Source organism: Streptomyces corchorusii (assembly GCF_001514055.1).
In the GTDB taxonomy this organism is placed as follows: Bacteria; Actinomycetota; Actinomycetes; order Streptomycetales; family Streptomycetaceae; genus Streptomyces; species Streptomyces olivaceoviridis.
The window spans coordinates 228,510-245,295 of record NZ_KQ948351.1; the positions used below are offsets into that span (position 1 = coordinate 228,510).

General features: G+C 70.9%; 14 protein-coding genes. 4 read left to right on the forward strand and 10 right to left on the reverse strand.

The features are described 5' to 3' along the window. Positions 1-17: 17 nt before the first annotated feature. The 6 genes from AQJ11_RS01035 to AQJ11_RS01060 form a co-directional block, all read right to left on the reverse strand. Positions 18-1,787, reverse strand: coding sequence for an IucA/IucC family protein (locus AQJ11_RS01035; RefSeq protein WP_059261502.1), 1,770 nt, complete (start codon positions 1,785-1,787; stop codon positions 18-20). Further along, the gene (locus AQJ11_RS01040; protein ID WP_059261503.1) at positions 1,784-2,323 is read right to left on the reverse strand and encodes a GNAT family N-acetyltransferase; all 540 of its coding nucleotides are present in this window, start codon (positions 2,321-2,323) and stop codon (positions 1,784-1,786) included. Before AQJ11_RS01040 ends, AQJ11_RS01035 begins: the two co-directional genes overlap by 4 nt. After that, entirely contained in the window at positions 2,320-3,606 is a 1,287-nt protein-coding gene (locus tag AQJ11_RS01045; RefSeq protein WP_059261504.1) for a lysine N(6)-hydroxylase/L-ornithine N(5)-oxygenase family protein, read from the reverse strand. The genes AQJ11_RS01040 and AQJ11_RS01045 overlap by 4 nt, the downstream gene beginning before the upstream one ends. Next, the gene (gene desA, locus AQJ11_RS01050) at positions 3,590-5,032 is read right to left on the reverse strand and encodes a lysine decarboxylase DesA (protein ID WP_059261505.1); all 1,443 of its coding nucleotides are present in this window, start codon (positions 5,030-5,032) and stop codon (positions 3,590-3,592) included. The genes AQJ11_RS01045 and desA overlap by 17 nt, the downstream gene beginning before the upstream one ends. 113 nt (positions 5,033-5,145) lie before the next feature. Further along, on the reverse strand, positions 5,146-5,988 hold the full coding sequence (locus AQJ11_RS01055) for a siderophore-interacting protein (protein ID WP_059261506.1): 843 nt from the start codon (positions 5,986-5,988) through the stop codon (positions 5,146-5,148). Between the two features lie 143 nt (positions 5,989-6,131). Then, positions 6,132-7,178 carry an ABC transporter substrate-binding protein gene (locus tag AQJ11_RS01060; RefSeq protein WP_014672884.1) on the reverse strand — a complete coding sequence of 349 codons (1,047 nt, stop codon included), beginning with the start codon at positions 7,176-7,178 and terminating at the stop codon, positions 6,132-6,134. A gap of 424 nt (positions 7,179-7,602) precedes the next feature. Here AQJ11_RS01060 and AQJ11_RS49660 point away from each other — a divergent pair, with 424 nt between their 5' ends. Then, positions 7,603-7,776 carry a hypothetical protein gene (locus tag AQJ11_RS49660; RefSeq protein ID WP_014672883.1) on the forward strand — a complete coding sequence of 58 codons (174 nt, stop codon included), beginning with the start codon at positions 7,603-7,605 and terminating at the stop codon, positions 7,774-7,776. 54 nt (positions 7,777-7,830) lie between these two features. On the opposite strand, the gene AQJ11_RS01065 is transcribed toward AQJ11_RS49660, so the two are convergent. The 4 genes from AQJ11_RS01065 to AQJ11_RS01080 are packed head-to-tail and all read right to left on the reverse strand — an operon-like array spanning position 7,831 to position 13,479. Then, on the reverse strand, positions 7,831-8,991 hold the full coding sequence (locus AQJ11_RS01065) for an acyl-CoA dehydrogenase family protein (RefSeq protein WP_014672882.1): 1,161 nt from the start codon (positions 8,989-8,991) through the stop codon (positions 7,831-7,833). Between the two features lie 5 nt (positions 8,992-8,996). Beyond that, on the reverse strand, positions 8,997-9,941 hold the full coding sequence (locus AQJ11_RS01070; protein ID WP_059261507.1) for a hydroxymethylglutaryl-CoA lyase: 945 nt from the start codon (positions 9,939-9,941) through the stop codon (positions 8,997-8,999). Then, positions 9,938-11,851 (reverse strand): acetyl/propionyl/methylcrotonyl-CoA carboxylase subunit alpha, encoded by a 1,914-nt coding sequence (locus AQJ11_RS01075; RefSeq protein WP_059261508.1) that lies wholly within the window; start codon positions 11,849-11,851, stop codon positions 9,938-9,940. The genes AQJ11_RS01070 and AQJ11_RS01075 overlap by 4 nt, the downstream gene beginning before the upstream one ends. Positions 11,852-11,862: 11 nt before the next feature. Then, positions 11,863-13,479 (reverse strand): carboxyl transferase domain-containing protein, encoded by a 1,617-nt coding sequence (locus tag AQJ11_RS01080; RefSeq protein ID WP_014672879.1) that lies wholly within the window; start codon positions 13,477-13,479, stop codon positions 11,863-11,865. 97 nt (positions 13,480-13,576) lie between these two features. On the opposite strand from AQJ11_RS01080, the gene AQJ11_RS01085 reads away from it, so the two are divergent. The 3 genes from AQJ11_RS01085 (at position 13,577) to AQJ11_RS01095 (ending at position 16,449) form a co-directional block, all read left to right on the forward strand. Continuing rightward, positions 13,577-14,173, forward strand: coding sequence for an SACE_7040 family transcriptional regulator (locus tag AQJ11_RS01085; RefSeq protein WP_014672878.1), 597 nt, complete (start codon positions 13,577-13,579; stop codon positions 14,171-14,173). Positions 14,174-14,362: 189 nt separating this feature from the next. Then, positions 14,363-15,520, forward strand: coding sequence for an acyl-CoA dehydrogenase family protein (locus tag AQJ11_RS01090; protein ID WP_014672877.1), 1,158 nt, complete (start codon positions 14,363-14,365; stop codon positions 15,518-15,520). Between the two features lie 47 nt (positions 15,521-15,567). Further along, the gene (locus AQJ11_RS01095; protein WP_014672876.1) at positions 15,568-16,449 is read left to right on the forward strand and encodes an acyl-CoA thioesterase; all 882 of its coding nucleotides are present in this window, start codon (positions 15,568-15,570) and stop codon (positions 16,447-16,449) included. Positions 16,450-16,786 lie beyond the last annotated feature (337 nt).

The following is a 16,786-nucleotide window of genomic DNA, read 5'->3' on the forward strand; positions in this document are numbered from 1 at the left end:
TCAGGTCCGGTGTGCCGTCAGAACCCGGCGATCGGGTTCTTCAGGGTGCCGACGAGCTGGAGCGCGCCGGACGGGTCGGCGAGGTCCACCATCTGCCTGTTGTCGCGCAGCTGGAGACGGTTCAGGCAGGACAGCGCGAACTCGGGGGCGAACATGTCGTACTGGCGGAACCTGCCGGCCAGCTGGGGATTGGCCTCCTGGTACTCGCGGGTGACCTCGGCGACCGTGCGCCAGAAGCCGTCCTCCTCCAGGATGCCCTCGGCGGCGAGGCGGGCGGCGAGGAAGCGGAAGAAGCAGTCGAAGACGTCCGTGAAGATGGACAGCAGCTTCTTGTCCTCGGGGACCTCGACACGGATCCGGCGCACCTGCGGCGGCAGGGCCGCGTCCGGGTCCATGACGGCGATCTCCTCGGCGATGTCCTTGTAGACCGCCCGCTGCACGGCCCCGTCCCGCAGGACCAGGATCGTGTTCTCGCCGTGCGGCATGAACACCAGGTCGTAGGCGTAGAAGCTGTGCAGCAGCGGGGTGTAGTAGGCCCGCAGGTACCGCCGCAGCCACTCGGTGGGAGCCAGGCCCGAGCGTTCGATCAGGGCGCCCGCGAAGGAGGCGCCCTCGTCGTCCACGTGCAGCAGCGAGGCCATGGTGGCGAGGGTCTCGCCGTCCCGCAGCGAGGGCACGGGGCTCTCCCGCCACAGCGCGGCCAGCATCTTGCGGTACGGCGAGTAGCGGTCGGTGGCCCGCTCGTACTCCAGGTGCCGGTAACCGACGGCGGCCCGCTCCCGGATGATCGTGAGGCCGGTCGCCTTGAGTACCGGGTCGCTGTCGATCAGCCGGGCCAGCCAGTCGTTGATGGCCGGGGTCGCCTCCATGTAGGCGGCGGACAGGCCCCGCATGAAGCCCATGTTGAGGACCGACAGGGCGGTCTTCACATAGTGCTTGCGCGGGTCGCTGGTGTTGAAGAAGGTGCGGATCGACTGCTGGGCCAGGTACTCGTCGTCGCCCTCGCCCAGGCAGACCAGGTGCCGACGGGCCACCTCGGCGGCGAACGTGACGCTGAGCTTGTTCCACCACTGCCAGGGGTGGACCGGGATGAACAGGTAGTCGGCGGGGTCCAGGCCCTGTTCGGTGAGGACGGCGCGGAACCGCTCCACCGTCTCCTCGCCGAGCTCGTCCCGCAGGAAGGACTCGTACTCGATCCCGGCCCCGGCCGTGAACGCGGCCCGCGAGCGGTGCGCGGCCAGCCACACCAGCCGTACCGGACTCGCCGTCTCCGGCGCGTACGACAGGTACTCGTGGACACCGAAGCCGAGCCGCCCGTTGTTCGCGACGAAGCACGGGTGGCCCTCGGTCATCCCGGTCTCGATCGCCTGGAAGTCACTGCCGGCCAGCTCGGCCGAGGTCACGCGGGGCTTGGTGAGCTTGTAGCAGGTGCCCGAGAGGGTCGAGGAGATCTCCTCCAGGTAGACCGGCAGGATCTCGTCGCTCAGCCCCAGCGACTCCTTCAGCTCGATGAAGAAGTCCAGCGCGGCCAGCGGGAGTTCGGCGCCCTCGCGGTGCCGGGTGAGGGAGCCGGCGTCGATCTCCCAGTGGTCAAGGGCCCTGCGCACGGCGCCGAACCGGTAGGCGGTGAGCCCGTCGTCGCTGCGGACGACGTACCGGCCGCCGTCCTCCTCGGGCGTGATCAGCCGCTCGTGCGCGAACTCGGCGAGCGCCTTGCGCAGCAGCAGCCGGGTGGCGGTCGCCCAGCGCTCGGGGGACAGATGGGCCACGGCGTCGGCCAGGGTCATGCGGTCACCGCCTTCTCGAACTGCTCGCGGGTGCAGAAGCTCAGCAGCGCCCGCTTCTCCGGCTTGTCGATCTCCCGCTCGGGCACGAACCCGACGGCCGCGTTCAGGGCGTGCACGGCCGTGTTGCGGACGTCCGGCTCGACGACGACCCGCCGCACCGCCGGGTCCTCGAAGAGACGGGCCATGACGGCGGTGATGACGGCCCTGGTGAACCCGTGCTCGGGGGTGTCGGTGGCCGGGGTCAGGAAGTGCATCCCGACATCGCCCGGCCGCGCCTCGTACAGCCCGGCCAGCTCCCGGTGCGCGGGGTCGTACGCCTCCATCAGGAAGGAGGGGGTGCCGTCGCGCAGCCCGAGCAGGGCGTGGTGGTGCTCGTCCGCCGCGATCTCCATGTAGGTGCGCTCGACGTCCTCCAGCCGCGCGTCCTGCATCATCCAGAACGCCGCCTTGGGGTGCGTGACCCAGGAGTGCAGAAGCTCGGCGTCGGTCAGCGGGTCGACGGGACGGAACGTGAAGGTCATGGTCGTGCCGGTCATACCGCGAACTCCTGGAAGGCGATGGTCTTCTCCACCGGGTAGTACTCCGTGCCGAGCAGTTCCCGGATGATGTACGCGTTCCGGTACGCGCCCATGCCCAGGTCGGGGCTGGTGATGCTGTGGGTGTGGACGCCGGCGTTCTGGAGGAAGACCCCGCGGCCGGTGACGTCGACGGAGTAGTTGCGGGCGACGTCGAAGCGGCCGTGGCCGTCGAAGCGGAGCCGGTCGCGGACCGGGGCGAGGAAGGCCGGCGGGGTGTAGTGGTAGCCGGTGGCCAGGACCAGGCCCTCGGTGCGGATCTCGAAGTCCTTGCCCTGCTCGTCCTGGTGGAAGCCGAGCGTGTACGTGCCGTCCTGGTACGTCGCCGTGCGCAGCGAGGAGTTGGTGAGCAGCCGGGTGGGGACCGGGCGGTCGCCGCTCTCGACGTTCTTCTGGTACAGCAGGTCGAAGATCGCGTCGATGAGGTCCGAGTTGATGCCCTTGAACAGGCCCTTCTGCTGCTTCTCCAGCCGGTAGCGGGTCTCCTCGGGCAGCGCCCGGAAGTAGTCGACGTAGTCCGGTGAGGTCATCTCCAGGGTCAGCTTGGTGTACTCCAGCGGGAAGAACCGCGGGGAGCGGGTGACCCAGTTGAGCCGGTAGCCGTGGACGTCGATCCCGGCGAGCAGTTCGTGGTAGATCTCGGCCGCGCTCTGGCCGCTGCCGACGATCGTGATGGAGCTCTTCTCCAGCAGCTCCGCCTTGCGGTGCATGTACTGGGAGGTGTGCAGGACGTCGCCGCCCAGTCCCCGGCACGCCTCCGGCACGAAGGGGACCGTGCCGGTGCCGAGGACCAGGTGCCGGGCCCGGTAGGTCTCCCCGGCGCCGGTGCGCACGACGTACCGCTCGTCCTCGTACGTCACCTCGGTGACCGTGGTGCCGAAGCGGACGCTGCTCAGCTTGTTCGCGGCCCAGCGGCAGTAGTCGTCGTACTCGACCCGCAGCGGGTAGAAGTTCTCGCGGATGTAGAACGAGTACAGCCTGCCCTTCTCCTTCAGGTAGTTCAGGAAGGAGTACGGCGAGGTCGGGTCGGCCAGGGTGACCAGGTCCGACATGAACGGGGTCTGGAGGTGGGCGCCGTCCAGGAACATGCCGGCGTGCCACTCGAAGTCGGGCTTGGACTCCAGGAAGACGCCGTCCAGTTCGGGGATCGGCTCGGTGAGACAGGCGAGTCCGAGGTTGAAGGGGCCGAGCCCGATCCCGACGAAGTCGTAGGTCTCGCTGTGGGCTTCAGGACGCGCGGTCAAGGGACTCTCCCAGGTACTGCTCGGCGTGGCCGGCGATCAGATCGAGGACGGCGGCGATGTCGGCCGTCTGTGTCTCGGGGTTGAGCAGGGTGAACTTCAGGTAGTGGCGGCCCCCCACCTTGGTGCCCGCGACGACGGCGTCACCGGAGGCGAACAGGGCCTTGCGGGCGTACAGGTTGGCGCGGTCGATCTCGGCCGGGTCGGTGACGGCCGCCGGGACGTAGCGGAAGACGAGGGTGGACAGGCCGGGCTCGACGACGACGTCGTAGCGGGGGTCGGCCGCGAGCATCTTCCAGCCCTCCCGGGCCAGGTCGCAGACCTCGTCGAAGAGCTGCCCGATGCCGTCGGCGCCCATCGTGCGCAGCGTCATCCACAGCTTGAGGGCGTCGAAGCGGCGGGTGGTCTGGAGGGACTTGTCGACCTGGTTGGGGATGCGTTCCTCCACCATGCGGCGCGGGTTGAGGTACTCCGCGTGGTAGGTGGCGTGCCGCAGGGTGGCCGCGTCCCGGACCAGCACGGCGGACGAACTGACCGGCTGGAAGAAGGACTTGTGGTAGTCGACGGTGACCGAGTCGGCGCGCTCGATGCCGCCGATGCGGTCCCGGTACTTCAGGGAGGCGAGCAGGCCGCAGCCGTAGGCCGCGTCGACGTGCATCCAGACGCCGTACTGGGCGCACAGCCCGGCGATCTCCGGGAGCGGGTCGATGGAGCCGAAGTCGGTGGTGCCGGCGGTCGCGACGACGGCCATGGGGATCAGGCCGTCCTGCCGGCAGCGCTCCAGCTCATGGGCGAGGGCGACCGTCCGCATGCGCTTGTCGTGGTCGACGGGGACGGTGACGACGGCGTCCGGTCCGAGCCCGAGCAGTTTCGCGGACTTCCTGACGCTGAAGTGACTGACCTCGGAGGCGAAGACGCGCAGTTTCGCCAGGTCGTCGCTCTTGGCCTCCTCCCGGGCCAGCAGCAGCGCCTGGAGGTTGGACTGGGTGCCGCCGGAGGTGAAGACGCCGTCGGCGGCCGGGCCGAGGCCGATGCGGGCGGCCGTCCAGTCGATGAGCTTGCGCTCGATGAGGGTGCCGCCGGCCGACTGGTCCCAGGTGTCCAGTGAGGAGTTGACCGCGCAGAGCACGGCCTCGGCCAGCACCGCCGGGATGACGACCGGGCAGTTGAGGTGGGCGAGGTAGCGGGGGTGGTGGAAGTAGACCGCGTCCCGGAGGTAGACCTCCTCCAGTTCGTCCAGCACGGCGGCGGTGTCGCCCAGCGGGCGGTCGAGGTCGATCGCGTCGACGGTGGGGGAGAGGGCGTCCACGGTGACGCCGGTGAACGGACGGTCGGTGGTGGCGAGTTTGGCCGCCACCCGCTCGACTCCTTCGGTCACGGAGCGGCGGTAGTGCTCCGCGGTGAGGCCATTGAGCAGGTGCGAGCGCATGTGGGGGTCCTCCGAGGGGACGGTCCGTGCGAGATCAACTTAGGTTAGCCTAACCTAAGTTCGGCGGGTCGGGACATGCCGCGACCCGTGACCGATGTCACGACAAGTCAGGTTTATTCCGCGGCCCGGAGCTGTTCCTCCGTCATCCCCTGCCGCCAGTAGCCGACGAAGGTGACGCGCCGCCGGTCCACCCCGCGCTCACCGACGAAGTGCCGCCGCAGCGCCTTCACCTGACCGGACTCGCCCGCGATCCACACGTAGGCCCGCTCGGCGTCCGGCAGGGCGGCGGCTCGTACGGCGTCGACGGCCAGGGGGGACCCGTCGTGCCGTACGAGCCACGTGATCTCCGCGTCCGCCTGTGTGCGGACGTCCTGGATGTCACCGGCGTGCGGCACCTCCAGCCAGGCCCGGGCCCGGGTGCCGGCGGGGAGGGCTTCGAGGATCGCGGTCGCGGCGGGTACGGCGGTCTCGTCACCGCACAGCACGACGGGACCGGTGTCCTCGGGCGGACGGAACCGGATCGCCCGGTTGTCGGCGACGGCCGGGCCGAGCAGCAGCACCCGGTCGCCGGCGGCGGCACGGGCGGCCCACCGGGAGGCGGGGCCGGCGGGTGTGGCCGCGCCCGGCTCCACGCCGTGCAGGGCGAAGTCGATGTCGATCTCGTCGGGGTCGCGGCGCAGTGCCCGCAGCGTGTACGAGCGCATCACCGCCCGTACGTCGTCCGGGAGTTCCCGCCACCCCTGCCACCAGCCCTCGCCCAGTTCCAGCGGGACGACGGGTTCGGTCTGCCCGGGATGCGGCAGGAAGAGCGACAGGGACTGGTCGCGCCCGTGCGAGTGGAAGGCGTGCAGATCGGCTCCGCCGAAGGTGACCCGGACCAGGGACGGACCGAGCCGCCTCGTCCGTACGACCTGGAGGGAGAAGAAACGGAACGGGGCGGCTACGGCCGTCGTCATAGGGAGCTCCTGAGTCTGTTTCAGGGGGCTGTGGTGCGCGCCCGGAAGGGGCGCGGGGAACCGCGCGACCAGCCGCGGCCGGCCGGCGGTCCACCGACTGCGAGGGACCCCACGGCGCTGCGTCGGCCCTCGCGGCGGAGCGTCTAGCCGACCTTCTTGGCCTTCTCCAGGGCCTCGGCCAGGTTCGTCAGCAGCGGCACGCACTTGTCGTACGACAGGATCGGCTCGGGGGAGCGGGCGATGACCTGACCCGCCTTCACCGCCGGCAGCTTCTTCCAGGTGGCCTTGGTGATGTCGGCGGGCTGGATGGCCGAGGTGCGGTCGTCCATCATGATGATGTCGGCCTGGTACTTGTCGACGTTCTCCCAGCTCAGCGACTCGTACCAGCCGCCGCCCTGCTTCTTGGCGCTCTCCGGCGGCTCCACGAAGTTCACGCCCAGGGCCTTGAAGTACTCCAGGTCGATGGAGAGGTTGGTGCCGGAGACGTAGAACAGCTGGTCGCTGGCGCTGCCGGCCATCACCTTGATGCCGGGCTTGGCCTTGGCGGCGGCGCGCAGCCGGGCGGCGGCGTCCTCGAACCGCTTCTTGGCGTCGGTGACCTTGGCGGCCTTCATGTCCGCGCCGAGCGACCCGGCGAGGTCCCACATGCGCTGGAGCGGCTCGGTGAGCTGGCGGTCGTAGACGGAGATGCCGACGCTGGGGGCCAGTTGGGCGATCTTCTCCTTCGACTCCTCGGGGACGTACCAGAGGGTGCCGGCGCCGTCGAACATCGTGGAGATGAGCACGTCCGGGGCGAGGGAGGCGTACTTCTCGACGCTGAACTGGCCCCAGGTGTTGCCGAGGACCGTCACCTTGCTGATGTCCATGTCGCCGGCCTGGACATCGGGCTTGCCGGCGGTGGTCCTCGTCGGGCCGAAGACGCCCTTCACCTGGATGCCGTAGTCGTACAGCGCGGCGCCGACCCCGGTGAACGCGACGATGTTCGCGGGGACCTTGTCCAGCTTCACGGTCGTGCCGCGGTCGTCCTTGAAGGACCAGGGCCCGGACGTGCCGCCCTTCGCCTCCGTGCCGGAGCCGCTGTCTTTGCCCTTGTCGTCCCCGCAGGCGGCGAGCGCGGCACCGAGTCCGAGGGCGCCGCCTGCGGCGAGCAGGCCGCGGCGAGTGAGGTGGGTGACACGGGCGTGGGGCATGGGTATGACTGCTTTCGAACGGGGCGGAGCGCCCGCCGGACAAGTTCGAAGGTAGGTTAGCCTAACCTCAGCTGATGTCCAGGGGGCGGGTACCTGCCCGTTCGACCGGTGCACGCCAGGCGGACAACCGCCGACGGGCCCGGAGTTGGCGGTACGGCGGACAGGCCGGGGTCCGCGCGGCTACAGTCGGCACCGCACGGCCGGTACAGCCGGCTGCGACGGGAATGGGTCCGACGTCCCTTTCGGGCGTGGTGGCCGGCGTGAGCCGACCCCGCGTCAATCGCGACAACCGCATACACGGCCTGTACGTCGGCAGGGCCTCAGTTGGTCATCCGTATTCAGGGTGGTCGGCCTGAGACACCTGCCCTCGCGTACGCGGTCATCCCTCGGCTCGGCCACCCTCCGGCTCAGGAGGAACCCGAGCGTGGATCTACAGATCACCCTGGCGATTCTCGGCGCGGCGGGCGTCGTGTCCGCGGCTCTGTCCGCCCTGAAGGGGCTTTTGGACCAGGTGCCCGAAGTGATCCGGTCCTGGCGGCGTGTCGTGGACGAGGCCCGGCGTTCGCGCACGGACGACGGCGGGGACAGTGCGCGATGACACGGGACCGGCAGCCGGTGCCGCCGGTCCCGTGCGGGTGGGCCGGGCTCCGGGTCAGCTCACCAGGCCCAGTTCGCGGGCGATCAGCATCCGCTGGACCTCGCTCGTGCCCTCGCCGATCTCCAGGATCTTGGAGTCGCGCCACATACGGGCCACCGGGTACTCGTTCATGAAGCCGTAGCCGCCGTGGATCTGGGTGGCCTCGCGGGCGTTGTCGACGGCGACCGTGGAGGAGTAGAGCTTGGCCAGGGCCGCCTCCTTCTTGAAGGGCTCGCCGGCCACCAGCCGGCTGGCGGCGTCGCGCCAGGCGAGGCGGGCCGTGTGGGCCTTCATCTCCATGTCGGCGATCTTGAACTGGATCGCCTGGTTGGCGCCGATGGGCTTGCCGAAGGCGTGGCGTTCCTTGGCGTACTTGACCGATTCGTCCACGCAGCCCTGGGCCAGGCCCGTCGCCAGGGCCGCGATGGCGATGCGGCCCTCGTCCAGGATGCGCAGGAACTGGGCGTAGCCCCGGCCCTGTTCGCCCAGCAGGTTGGCGGCGGGGACCCGGACGTCGGCGAACGACAGCTCACGGGTGTCCGACGCGTTCCAGCCGACCTTCGAGTAGGGCGCCGCCACCGTGAAGCCCGGCGTGCCCGACGGGACGATGATCGCCGAGATCTCCGGCCGGCCGTCCGGCTTGCGGCCGGTGACGGCGGTGACGGTCACCAGTTCCGTGATGTCCGTGCCCGAGTTGGTGATGAAGCACTTCGTGCCGTTGATCACCCACTCGTCCGTGTCCGGGTCGAGGCGCGCCGTCGTACGGGTCGCCCCCGCGTCGCTGCCGCCGTCGGGTTCCGTGAGGCCGAACGCGCCCAGGATCTCGCCCGCGCACAGCCGGGGCAGCCACTGGCGCTTCTGCTCCTGCGTGCCGAACAGGTGCAGCGGCATCGCGCCCAGCGAGACCCCCGCCTCCAGGGTGATGGCCACCGACGAGTCGACGCGGGCCAGTTCCTCCAGCGCGATGCCGAGCGCCAGGTAGTCACCGCCCATACCGCCGTACTCCTCCGGGAACGGCAGCCCGAACAGGCCCATGCGGCCCATCTCCCGGACGATCTCGTACGGGAACTCGTGCCGCTCGTAGAAGTCGCCGATCTTCGGCGCCACGACATCGTGCGCGAACTCCTCCACCGTACGGCGGAGGTCCTCCAGCTCGGGGCTGAGACGGTGGTCCATGCTGATCACTGGTCCTTGTGGGAGAGAGCGCGGACGGTACGGGACGGGCTGGGGCGGCCCAGCTGTTCGGCCATCCACACGCTCGTGGCGGTCAGACGGCCGAGGTCGACACCAGTCTCGATGCCGAGCCCGCGCAGCATCCAGACGAGGTCCTCGGTGGCGAGGTTGCCGGTGGCGGACTTGGCGTACGGGCAGCCGCCGAGGCCGCCGGCGGAGGCGTCGACCGTGGTGACGCCGTGCTGGAGCGCCGCCAGCGTGTTGGCGAGCGCCTGGCCGTAGGTGTCGTGGAAGTGCACGCCGATCACCTCCGTCGGCACGCCCCGCTCGTTCAGCAGCCCGAGCAGCTCGCGCACCTGACCGGCCGTGGCCACGCCGATCGTGTCGCCGAGGCTCAGCTCGTCACAGCCCATGTCCCGCAGGGCCGTGCACACCCGGGCCACCTGGTGCGGCGGCACCGGGCCCTCCCACGGGTCGCCGAAGCACATGGACACATAGCCGCGCACGTGCACGCCCTGGTCCTTGGCCTGCCGCACCACCGGCTCGAACACCGCCAGCGACTCGTCCAGCGTGCGGTTGAGGTTGGCCTTCGCGAAGGACTCGGTGGCGCTGGCGAACACGGCGACGCGCTCGGCGCCGAGGGCCAGCGCCCGGTCCAGGCCGCGCCGGTTGGGGACCAGCACCGGCAGGGCTGCTCCCGGAAGGTCGCTCACCAGCGGGAACAGCTCATCGGCGTCCGCGAGCTGGGGCACCCACTTGGGGTGCACGAAGCTCGTCGCCTCGATCGTCGTCAGGCCCGCGCCGGCCAGCCGCCGGATGAACTCCGCCTTCACCGCCGTCGGCACGGCCGTCTTCTCGTTCTGCAACCCGTCCCGCGCGCCGACCTCGTGGATCCGCACCCGCGCGGGCAGGCCCGGGGCCGGTACGACCATGGGCAGACCGTCAACGCTCATTCCGCCGCCTCCTTGGGGGTGATGACGGCCAGCACCTGGTCCATGGCGACCGTCGTGCCGGGTGTCACGTCCAGCTCGGCGACCGTGCCGGCGTGCGGGGCGGAGATGACGTGCTCCATCTTCATCGCCTCCACCACCAGCAGGCTCTGCCCGGCGGCCACTTCGTCGCCGACGGCCACCTTGACCACCGTCACCGTGCCGGGCATGGGCGCGGTGAGCGAATCGGCACCCGCGTGGGCCGCGCGGTTCAGCGACGCGGCCACCGGGTCGTGGTCGCGCACCTGCCAGGCGTCCCCGTCGCGGCCGATCCAGTCACCGGCCCGGTGGAACGTGTGCCGGACGCCGTCGAGGGTGACGGTCACGCGGTCGCCGCCGACGGTGTGGGTGCCGCGGGGCGAGTACGTCACCGGGTCCTGCGCCCGCAGGTGGAAGACGGGCGGCTTCGGGGTGCCGCCGAGGCGCCAGCCGCTCGGCACGGAGAAGGGGTCGGTCCAGCCCTCCGCGCGCGGCTTGAGCCGCTCCAGGCGTACGGCCGCCGCGGCCTCGTAGACCTCCTCGGGCACGTCCGTGGAGACCAGGTCGTCCACGACGCGTTCGACCAGGCCCGTGTCCAACTCGCCCGCGACGACCGCCGGATGGGCGAGCAGCCGGCGCAGGAACCCGGCGTTGGTCTGCACGCCCAGGATGACCGTCTCCGCGAGCGCCGAGCGGAGCTTCCTGAGCGCCGTCTCGCGGTCGGGGCCGTACGCGATCACCTTGGACAGCATCGGGTCGTACAGGCTGCCCACCTCGGTGCCCTCGGTGAGCCCGGAGTCGGTGCGCACGCCGTCGCCCTGCGGTTCGTCCAGCAGCAGGACCGTGCCACCGGACGGCAGGAACCCGCGCGCGGGGTCCTCCGCGCAGATCCGGGCCTCCACCGCGTGGCCGGTCAGCCGCAGGTCCTCCTGCGCGAACCCCAGCGGCTCCCCGGCGGCCACCCGCAGCTGCCACTCCACCAGGTCCAGCCCGGTGACGAGTTCGGTGACCGGGTGCTCCACCTGGAGGCGGGTGTTCATCTCCATGAAGTAGTACTGCGAAGGGTCGCCGCCCGGGACGATGAACTCCACCGTGCCCGCGCCCCGGTACCCGCACGAGCGGGCCGCCTGTACGGCCGCCTCGCCCATCGCGGCCCGGGTCTCCTCGTCGAGGAGCACGCTCGGCGCCTCCTCGATGATCTTCTGGTGGCGCCGCTGGAGGGAGCACTCGCGCTCGCCCAGGTGGACCACGTTGCCGTGGCCGTCGGCCAGCACCTGGATCTCGATGTGCCGGGGCCGGTCGACCCACCGCTCCACCAGCAGGGTGTCGTCGCCGAAGGAGGCGCGGGCCTCGCGGCGGGCGGCGGCGATCTCCTCCTCCAGCATGGTCATGTCCCGCACCAGCCGCATGCCCTTGCCGCCGCCCCCGGCGGACGGCTTGAGCAGCACGGGGGCGCCCAGGGCGCGGGCCGCCTCGGCGAGCTCGGGGTCCCGGCCGCCCGGCACCACCGGCACCCCGGCCGCCTGCACCGTCTCCTTGGCGCGGATCTTGTCGCCCATGAGCGCGATGGCGTCCGCCGGCGGGCCGATGAACACCAGCCCCGCCTCCTCGCAGGCGCGCGCGAAGCCCGCGTTCTCCGCGAGGAAGCCGTAGCCGGGGTGGACGGCCTGGGCGCCGGTGCGGGCGGCGGCCTGAAGCAGCCGCTCCACCGACAGATAGCTCTCGGCGGCCGGCGCCGGACCGATCCGTACCGCCGTGTCGGCCTCCCGGACGTGCCGCGCGTCGGCGTCGGCGTCGGAGAAGACCGCCACCGAGCGCACGCCCAGCGAGCGGAGCGTACGGATGACGCGTACGGCGATCTCGCCCCGGTTGGCCACCAGCACTGTGTCGAACACGGTTCCCCTCCTCACATCCGGAAGACGCCGAACTGGGGGTCTCCCAGGGGCGCGTTGGCGCAGGCCGTCAGGGCGAGGCCCAGCACCTGACGGGTCTCCAGCGGGTCGATGACCCCGTCGTCCCAGAGCCGGGCGGTGGCGTAGTAGGCGTTGCCCTGGCGTTCGTACTGCGCGCGGACGGGTGCCTTGAACGCCTCCTCGTCCTCGGCGGGCCAGGACTCCCCGCGCGCCTCCAGCTGGTCCCGCTTGACGGTCGCCAGCACGGACGCGGCCTGCTCGCCGCCCATGACGGAGATCTTGGCGTTGGGCCACATCCACAGGAAGCGGGGGGAGTAGGCCCGGCCGCACATCGAGTAGTTGCCCGCGCCGTAGGAACCGCCGACCACGACCGTCAGCTTCGGCACGCGCGTGCAGGCGACCGCGGTCACCATCTTGGCGCCGTGCTTGGCGATGCCGCCGGCCTCGTAGTCCTTGCCGACCATGAAGCCGGAGATGTTCTGGAGGAACACCAGCGGGATGCCGCGCTGGTCGCACAGCTCGATGAAGTGCGCGCCCTTCTGGGCGGACTCGGAGAACAGGATGCCGTTGTTGGCGACGATCCCGACCGGGTGGCCGTGGATGCGCGCGAAGCCGGTGACCAGGGTCTGCCCGAACTCGCTCTTGAACTCGGCGAACCGGGAGCCGTCGACCACGCGCGCGATGATCTCGCGGACGTCGTAGGGGGTGCGGGAGTCGACGGGGACCGCGCCGTAGAGCCCGTAGGGGTCCACCTTCGGCTCGGTGACGGGCGTGACCTCCCAGGGCGGGGACTGCCGGACCGGGAGCGTGGCGACGATGTTCCGGACGATCCTGAGCGCGTGCGCGTCGTCCTCGGCGAGGTGGTCGGTGACCCCGGAGACCCGGGAGTGGACCTCGCCGCCGCCCAGCTCCTCCGCCGTCACGACCTCGCCGGTGGCCGCCTTCACCAGGGGCGGGCCGCCCAGGAAGATCGTGCCCTGGCCGCGCACGATCACGGCCTCGTCGCTCATGGCCGGGACGTACGCCCCGCCGGCCGTGCAGGAGCCGAGCACGGCCGCGATCTGCGGGATGCCCGCGCCGGACATCCGGGCCTGGTTGTAGAAGATCCGCCCGAAGTGGTCCCGGTCCGGGAAGACCTCGTCCTGCATCGGCAGGAAGGCCCCGCCGGAGTCGACCAGGTAGACGCACGGCAGCCGGTTGTCGAGGGCCACCTCCTGGGCGCGCAGGTGCTTCTTCACCGTCATCGGGTAGTACGTGCCGCCCTTGACCGTGGCGTCGTTCGCCACGATCACGCACTCGCGTCCGCTGACCCGGCCGATCCCGGCGATCACCCCGGCGGCCGGGGCCTGTCCCTCGTACATCCCGTCGGCCGCGAGCGGGGCCAGCTCCAGGAAGGGCGAGCCCGGGTCGAGCAGCGTGTCCACCCTGTCCCTCGGCAGCAGCTTGCCGCGCGCGGTGTGCCGGGCCCGCGCCTTCTCGCCGCCGCCGAGAGCCGCCGCGGCCAGCTTGGCGCGCAGCTCCTCCACGAGGGCGAGATGCGCCTGTTCATTGGCCCGCCAGGCCTCCGACGCGGGATCTGCCGCGCTGTGAAGCTCCGGTGCCTCCTGCATCCTGCGGTTCCCCTCACCGGTGATCGAACCTGTTAATGAGCGTTAACCATCACCACCAGGTTAACGACCGCTAACCTCGCTGTCTAGAATTGTCGGCATGGCCACCAGAACCGACGCCCCCACCCGCCGTGAGCAGATCCTCAAGGAGGCCGCCCGGCTGTTCGCCGAGCGTGGGTTCCACGGCGTCGGCGTCGACGAGATAGGCGCCGCGGTCGGCATCAGCGGCCCCGGCCTCTACCGGCACTTCCCGGGCAAGGACGCGATGCTCGCCGAGCTGCTGGTCGGCATCAGCGGGCAGTTGCTGACCGGGGCCAAGCGCCGGCTGGCGGAGGCCGACGGGGTCCCCGCGACCCGCATCCTCGACTCCCTGATCGAGGGCCACATCGACTTCGCCCTGGACGACCGCCCGCTGATCACCCTGCACGACCGCGAGCTGGACCGCCTGCGGGACAGCGACCGCAAGCTGGTGCGGCAGCTCCAGCGGCAGTACGTGGAGCTGTGGGTGGAGGTGGTCCGCGCGGTGTACCCGGGCCTGACCGAACCGGCCGCCCGCTCGGCCGTCCATTCGGTCTTCGGCCTGCTCAACTCCACCCCCCACCTCGGCCGCGCCGGCACGCTGCCCGGCCGGGGCACGACGGCGGCCCTGCTGCACCGCATGGCGCGGGGCGCCTTCGAGGCGGCGGGCGAGGAGTAGCCCGCCCGCGCTGTTCACGCAGGCCGGCGTGCGCCGATGGCTGGGCGAGCCGTGACGATCGGCACGGCCCCTGAGGGAAGCGTGACGAGCGTTACGGCGGGACCCCCCTGGACGGGATTCCGTACTCGCCGGTACGGTGAGTGAGCAAGCGCTTAGACATGCCGATGTCAGGTACGTGGAGGTGACGGCGTGCGCCGTACGGTGTTCAACGAGGATCACGAGGCGTTCCGGGAGACCCTTCGCGCCTTCATCGAGGCCGAGGTCGTGCCGGTGTACGACGAGTGGTTCGCCGCCGGCCAGGCGCCGCGCGACTTCTACTACAAGCTCGGCGAGCTGGGCATCTTCGGCATCAGCGTGCCCGAGGAGTTCGGCGGCGCGGGCCTGGACACCCACAAGTTCGAGGCCGTCCTCTACGAGGAGACCGCCCGCGCCGGCGTGCAGTTCGGCGGCTCCGGCGTGCACGTGCTGCTCGCCCTGCCCTACATCAAGATGCTCGCCACCGACGAGCAGAAGAAGCGCTACCTGCCGAAGTTCGTCACCGGCGAGGAGATGTGGGCCATCGCGATGACCGAGCCGGGCACCGGCTCCGACCTCGCGGGCATGAAGACCACCGCCAAGCTCTCCGAGGACGGTACGCACTACGTCCTCAACGGCGCCAAGACCTTCATCACCGGCGGTGTGCACGCCGACAAGGTGATCGTCTGCGCCCGCACGGCCGCGCCGACCGCCGAGGACCGCCGCCACGGCATCTCCCTGTTCGCCGTGGACACCAAGTCCGAGGGCTACTCCATCGGCCGCAAGCTGGACAAGCTGGGCCTGCGCACCTCCGACACCGCCGAGCTGGCCTTCGTTGACGTCAAGGTCCCGGTCGAGGACCTGCTCGGCGAGGAGAACAAGGGCTTCTCCTACCTCGGCCACAACCTGGCCTCCGAGCGCTGGGGCATCGCCTTCGGCGCCTACGCCCAGGCCAAGGCCGCCGTCCGGTTCGCCAAGAGCTACGTGCAGGAGCGCACCGTCTTCGGCAAGCCGGTCGCCCACTTCCAGAACACCAAGTTCGAGCTGGCCGCCTGCCAGGCCGAGGTGGACGCCGCCGAGGCGGTCGCCGACCGCGCCCTGGAGGCCCTGGACGCCGGTGAGCTGACCCCCGCCGAGGCCGCCTCCGCGAAGCTCTTCTGCACCGAGGTCGCCCACCGCGTGATCGACCGCTGCCTCCAGCTCCACGGCGGCTACGGCTACATGAACGAGTACCCGATCGCCCGCCTGTACGCGGACAACCGCGTCAACCGCATCTACGGCGGTACCAGCGAGATCATGAAGACGATCATCGCCAAGGACATGGGCCTGTAAGGCCCCGGACACCGGCGCGCGATCACCGGCCGGTACAACCGCACACCATGAGCCAGGCACTCCAGGATCTCCTCGATCTGCTCGACCTGGAGCAGATCGAGGAGAACATCTTCCGCGGCCGGTCCCGCTCCGCCGTCGTCCCCCGCGTCTTCGGCGGGCAGGTCGCGGCGCAGGCGCTGGTCGCCGCCGGGCGGACGGTCCCCGCGGACCGGCCCGCCCACTCCCTGCACGCGTACTTCCTGCGCCCCGGCGACCCGGGCGCGCCGATCGTGTACACCGTGGACCGCATCCGTGACGGCCGGTCCTTCACCACCCGCCGGGTGGTCGCCGTCCAGCACGGCAAGCCGATCTTCCACCTGTCGGCGTCCTTCCAGGTGTACGAGGACGGGCTGGAGCACCAGGCGCCCATGCCCGCCGCGCCCGACCCGGCGACGCTGCCGACCTCCCAGGAGCGGCTGGGCGGCTACGGCCACCTCGCCCCCGATGTCGTGGAGCGGTTCCTCCAGGCGCGCGAGGCGATCGACCTCAGGTACGTGGACGAGCCGCCGTACGGGCGGTACGGCGAGCCGCGGGAGCCGCACTCCCAGGTGTGGTTCCGCACCAACGGCAAGCTCGGCGGCGCCGTCGACGAACCCCTGCTGCACGTCGTCCTCGCCACCTACGTCTCCGACATGACCCTGCTCGACTCCGTGCTGCTCGCGCACGGGCGCGGCGGCTGGGCCGTCGGGGACGTCGTCGGCGCCTCCCTGGACCACGCGATGTGGTTCCACCGCCCCTTCCGGGCCGACGAATGGCTGCTGTACGACCAGGAGTCACCGTCCGCGCACGGCGGCCGGGGCCTCGGCCAGGCCCGCATCTACACCCAGGACGGGCAGCTCGCCGTCTCGGTCATCCAGGAGGGTGTTGTCCGGGTGCCGAGACGGCCGTGACCCGGGTGCTCTCCGAGATGACGCGTGACCTATGTCGGACTAGGCTCTCTGAGTGAAAGCCGCAGTGAACGGCATGCCCGGCAGACCCGTTACGAGGTGCCCGGCGCCGTTTCGTTCCCCAGTTCCTCCTGGCTGCGGCGACACCTGAAGACCGCGCCGCGTTCTTCCCCTTTCGCAGCGGCGACGGCCATCCACCTCGCGCCTCCCCCAGGGAGCCGGGAGAGACGATGGAAATGGAAGGTATTCCCATGCGATCACAGCGAGCGAGGCGTCTCGTCGCGATCTCCGCCAGCGGTGTGCTGCTGGCCGGAGGAGCCGCGATCGGCACGGCCGCAAC